At 69.4% G+C, this 4930-nt stretch carries 6 protein-coding genes and 2 pseudogenes; 7 read left to right on the top strand and 1 reads right to left on the bottom strand.

Annotated elements, in window-relative coordinates:
- The 7 genes and pseudogenes from AC08OP_RS20620 to AC08OP_RS20590 form a co-directional block, all read left to right on the top strand.
- A pseudogene (locus tag AC08OP_RS20620) lies at nt 1–245 on the top strand (hypothetical protein); the annotation flags it as partial.
- Between the two features lie 82 nt (nt 246–327).
- Nucleotides 328–609 (top strand): hypothetical protein, encoded by a 282-nt coding sequence (locus AC08OP_RS20615; RefSeq protein ID WP_476615685.1) that lies wholly within the window; start codon nt 328–330, stop codon nt 607–609.
- A 145-nt stretch (nt 610–754) separates the two neighbouring features.
- On the top strand, nt 755–1330 hold the full coding sequence (locus AC08OP_RS20610) for a hypothetical protein (RefSeq protein WP_476615684.1): 576 nt from the start codon (nt 755–757) through the stop codon (nt 1328–1330).
- A gap of 130 nt (nt 1331–1460) precedes the next feature.
- Nucleotides 1461–2099, top strand: a complete 639-nt coding sequence (locus AC08OP_RS20605) for a hypothetical protein (RefSeq protein ID WP_476615683.1) — start codon at nt 1461–1463, stop codon at nt 2097–2099.
- A 39-nt stretch (nt 2100–2138) separates the two neighbouring features.
- On the top strand, nt 2139–2747 hold the full coding sequence (locus tag AC08OP_RS20600) for a hypothetical protein (RefSeq protein ID WP_476615682.1): 609 nt from the start codon (nt 2139–2141) through the stop codon (nt 2745–2747).
- An 18-nt stretch (nt 2748–2765) separates the two neighbouring features.
- Nucleotides 2766–3323, top strand: a complete 558-nt coding sequence (locus AC08OP_RS20595; protein ID WP_476615681.1) for a hypothetical protein — start codon at nt 2766–2768, stop codon at nt 3321–3323.
- Nucleotides 3324–3654: 331 nt separating this feature from the next.
- A complete protein-coding gene (locus AC08OP_RS20590) occupies nt 3655–4170 on the top strand; it encodes a transcriptional regulator (RefSeq protein WP_476615680.1) in 516 nt (171 codons plus the stop codon).
- 75 nt (nt 4171–4245) lie between these two features.
- Here AC08OP_RS20590 and AC08OP_RS20585 read toward each other — a convergent pair.
- Nucleotides 4246–4930, bottom strand: a pseudogene (locus AC08OP_RS20585) (hypothetical protein); the annotation flags it as partial.

Here is a 4930-nt window from a genome sequence, read left to right as displayed (position 1 = left end):
GTCTGGACGTGGAGGTCTACAACGACGAGCTGGGCGAGCCCCGCGGGCGGGTGATCGCGGTCAATACCGACACCGGACCGGCCGAGGAGTGGGAGGACGCGGTCGCCGACCGGATCGCCGAGCTGCTCGACGAATGGGCGACCGTCGCCAGCGTCGACAGCACACAGCTCTGCTTCCGCCTGCCACCGGACCCCGGGCCGACGCGCGCCACCGACGACACCCGGACCTACACCCGTCCGGAGTGACCGCGAGGAGCGTTCCGCGACTGCCCCCGCTGCCACGTGCCTGGCCCCGGCCACGGGGCGGGCAGAGAAAGAAGGTCTGGTCGTGACATTCGCCGAAATGATTGTGGTTGTGGACGGCGCTATCGATTCTCGGGAGATCTTGTACGACGAAACGCTCCTGAATGTCCGCCTCGAGGAAATCGAGGAGGATGCCGAAAGTGACGGTCTGCACACCACCGTCTACGTGACCTTCCACGAGCACGACCGGGACGCGGAATGCACCTGCGGGCCGCGGTCGACCCCGTCAAAGCCCTACCAGGAGTTCAACAGTCCTCGCGAGCCGGGCAGCGGCACGCCGAGAGGCTCGGAAGGCGCGGCGCTGTAAACGACCTCCTCACGCCCGCGACGCTTCCCCCTGTCCGATAAGCGGCCGGCGACTCGTGGTGCCCGCCGAAAACGAAGCCTAGGTACGACGGAGGCATTCCTGTGCCCAATGAATTGAGCGAGCGCGAGTATTTTATAGCCATGGCGTGCGCCATCCTCCGCGAGGCGGGCCCGACGAGACAACTCACGGGGAGGCGCTGCGCGCGGTCCTGGCCGACTTCGCCGACTGGGCGGCGGCGGGACAGTGGCGGTCCGTCGGCTCGGCCTGGGATGAGTACGCGGCGCGGGTCGCCGGCCCCGACATCGTCGCGTACGCCGACACGATGATGCGGCGGCCGGCGGAACACTACGTCCTCACCCGGCCGAGCCGGTATGACCGTCCGGATGAGTGGGAGTCACCCAACGTGGTGCGCTGCCATTCCCGGTATGCCCGCCGTGAGGCGCGGTTCGGGATCGGCTACATCGGTCCGGAGGGCAGCTGCCGCCGCGTCCACGGCGGACCGATGCAGCCGGGCCCGTACGCCTACCTGTTCCCCCACGACACCGTGATCGACAACTACGGCGGGACCGGTGCCGAGTCGCGTGTCCTGACCGAGCATGGCCTGGAGTTCCCGGTGAAGATCGGCGACGTCCTGGTCATCCGTGACGTCCGCTTCGAGCTGATCGAACCGGACCCCCACCGGGACTACCCGGCTCTCGCGCTGCTCGCGGACGACGCGTAGCCCCCGCCCCATCCGAGGGTCGCGGCTTCGCGGGAGCACCTCATGCCGCCCTGGTGGTGGCTCGAACACCGTCGTCGGCCACCACCAGTGCCCCTTTTGGCTTCGTCTGCCCACCCGGGGGAGCTGCCGCTTGCACCGGCAGCCGACCGGGGATCGCACGGCAATTCTCGTCCCGCCGATTTTGGCATGCACCCGAACACAACGGAGGCCAGCTATGGCCGAAGATGCAGAGAACACGACGCTAGCGGGCATCGTCCGCGACGTCACCGAGGCCCTTTCCAGGATCTCACCCCAGATCGAATGGGCGGCGGACGAGGTTCACCGGGCGATGGACCGGCACCCGTCGGATCGGGATATTCTCTACCACAGCTTCCGCCTGTTGACGCCGACCCACCGGCTCATGGCCACGGAATTTGTGTATCGGTCGCATTGCCGTGAGCTCCTCGACCGGGTTGCCGCCGGTACGGACACACGGCCAGGAACCGCCGCCGAGGTGTCTTGCCTGTGCGTCGAGATCAGCCAGGTCGCCCCGCTGCGATCCCCAGCGGCCGGGCTCTATTTCAGAATGTGGGCCGCCGCATTCCCCGAGCAACAGATGTTCGGCGAGGACAGCTGGCGGCACCACGAAGCGTTGGAAGGGTCGACCATCGACGACCTCGAAGCAACCGCCCGCCGCAAGCTGACCGTACCAGGCCGGAAACTCGGCACCATCGAATGCGCCGGCCTACACGACGGCGAACCCGTCCAATGCAAGTACGCCGGAACGTGATTCTCCGACGCTACCCGACGCGTAATTGAGAGGTGCCGCATGCGTCGCTATCTACCCCCGGCTATAGCGCCGGCTGACGAGTTCGACATGTACGGACTGGAACTCGACCTCGGCGACTGGGCCTATGTGCTCGACCAGTACGGCGTCCTCTACGGGCCTGGCTGGTACCCGTTCCACCGGCCCTTGACCATTCTGGAGCCGAATCCCGCCGCCCCGCTTGTCCACCGCGCCCTGCCGTCCGGCCGAACCGCGCAGACCATGGTCCGGATCTCCCCAGACGTGGCCAACTACTCGTGGCGCAACGAGTACATCCTGCTGGAACCGTTCGATCATCGGGTGCAGGCCCGGATGGCGCTGTTCATCCGCCGGCAGGGAATGGGCGCCATCCTCCGACGCCTCAGCGTCGAGATCGACCTTCGGAACAAGATCGTCACCATCCCCGCTGCCTGTCCCGAGCAGCTGCGGCGCCAGGCGGACATCAAAGGCCGGCGGGTCCTGGACCTGCTGGCCGCGGCCCGCCGCGAACGGCGCCAAGGCGTGACGACCCCCACGGCGGTGCTCGGACCGTGGGACCGGGGCGAGGACCACAGCGACGACGCCGGGACAGCCCGTCCTGACCAGCCGTCGGACGGGCCAGTCAACCGCTGACAAAAAAGGAGCACACGCATGTCCGAAACAATCATGCGGCCGGTGGATTTCACGACGGTACCGGCGCAGTTGCGGGCCACCTGTGTGGATTTCGGCCGTGACCCCCGCGACGTGTCCGTCGTGTGGTGGCGCGCCTACAACCGCTACAGCCCGGCCGGCACGGTCATGTACGGCCGGCTGGAAGCGGTCCCGGGCCTGGTCGACCGGTACACGATCGAGGACCGGATCGCCGCCGAGCTGCGTCGGCAGGCCCCTGACGTGGCCGCCCACATCGAGACCTACCAGCCGATCAGCCGCTACGGCGAGGTGTGGCCCCCGGCGCCCTGCGGTCGGCAGGGCTGCCGCCGCACCGGCAGGCACACCCACCGCCTGATCGCGCCTGGTGACCACGTTGAGGTGCTGCCCTTGTTGGTCGCGGTTCCGGCGGACTGGCCGTTGCAGGCCCGCGGCGTCGTCCAACCACCCGACGAGGACGAGCTCCCCGACAGCAGGCGACACCGGGTGCTGTTGCACACCGGCCGCACCGTGACCGCGGGTGCACACGAGCTGCGTCGCCTCCGCCGCAACACCGCGTGAGGTGCCCAAAGGTCCGAGCAACGGCCGCGGCACGGCGACGAGGTGTGGGGCTGCCGGCCGGAGCCGGTTTTCCGCTTGATCTTCCGCGGATGTGGTTGCTCACGGGAATGCGGGCGGGCCGTGCCCCGCGATCGGCGCGGGCGATCCATGGGGTAGTCCCGGGTCAGTGATCGAGCGGCCCCGGGGAAATCGGTGCGACGGGCGTGGCGGAGCCCGCCCGCCTGAGCGACACCGAAAGACCGGGCCGCGACGGTTCTCACCCTGCCTCATCGATCTTCCCGCCCTGCATTGATGACCTTTTCTGTTGTTCCCGAGAAAGCGAGGAATCCTCGTGACCAACAACGCACATGATCGGGCGTACGCGAAAGCCGTAGGCGTGCGCCTTCGCGTGATCCGCGCCCAGCAGCATCGGTCCCTCGCCGATGTCGAAGCCGCAAGCGGCGGCCGATTCAAGGTCGCGGCGCTCGGCTCATACGAACGAGCCGACAGGATGATGACCACGTCACAGCTGGCCGAGCTAGCGGCGTTCTACAACGTGCCGGTCGCGGAACTGCTGCCGACCGACGGCCCGGCCGCGGCGCGGGCAGCGCACCCGCGCACGGTCCTGAACCTCACCGGCCTTGCCGCGGCTCCCGCGCCCGACACGGCGGTGCTGCGTCGCTGGGTCGCGCAGATACAAGCCGAACGAGGCGACTACGCGGGACGTGTCCTGTCCATCCGGGAGAGCGACCTGATCGCACTCGCCACGATCCACGACCTGACATCCACGGGGTTCATCCGGCAGCTGCGTCACTGGCACGTGCTGGACGCGTCGAGCGTCGTCCCCGATCCACCGGAGGGCGCCTGAGCTTGACGGCTTCGCACCCTGTCTGCGCGGGCATTCTCCGCGGCCAGAGCGGCGGCCCCGCGGCCGTGACCGGCGCTAGCTGGGGATCTTCACGATGTCGATGGTGGCGAGCCGGGTTACCGCCGGCAGGGTGAGGACGGCTCGCCGCTGGTCGGGAGGAGCCTCGTAGCCCCGCAGGATCGCGCTCGCGGTCGGATCGGCCAGCAGAACGGTCATGCGATCCGGCCGGTCCTCGCCGTAGTAGGTGCCATCGGAGGCGACCGACACGGTCACCATCCAGGCACCGCCGGTGTCCGGCTGGAGCTCTCCCTGGACGAAGCTGGCCCGGCCAGACGAGGGCGCCGGCGTGCTGATGACGAACAGGCGACCACCGGCTGGGATCACGCCGGTGACCCGCCCCCACAGGAGCTGGCCCGCGCGCGGTCCCCGCACGGTGATCTGCCCGCCCGATGCCACGGGCACGCCGTTGACGGTCAGGTCGACGACCGTCGCGGGCCGTGCTGGCGGCGTCGCCTGCGCCGGGTGCGAAGCGGGTGACACAGGCGCAGGCGATCGGGTCGCGGCCGGTCCCGTGGCCGCCGTGGGCGGGACGGTGCCCGCGGTCGTTCGGGCCGACGTCCGCAAGGCTGGAGCGCCCAGGACGGCCACGACGGCGGCGGCTGCCACGACGGCCAGCAGGAGTCCGAGCGTCGCGCGGCGTCGCCGCGACGGCCCGCGGGCCAGCGTGCTGTGCGCCGGACGGCGCTGGTCGTCCTCGGAG

Source organism: Frankia sp. CeRuru1 (genome assembly GCF_977966315.1).
This window is presented reverse-complemented; position numbering and strand designations above follow the sequence as displayed.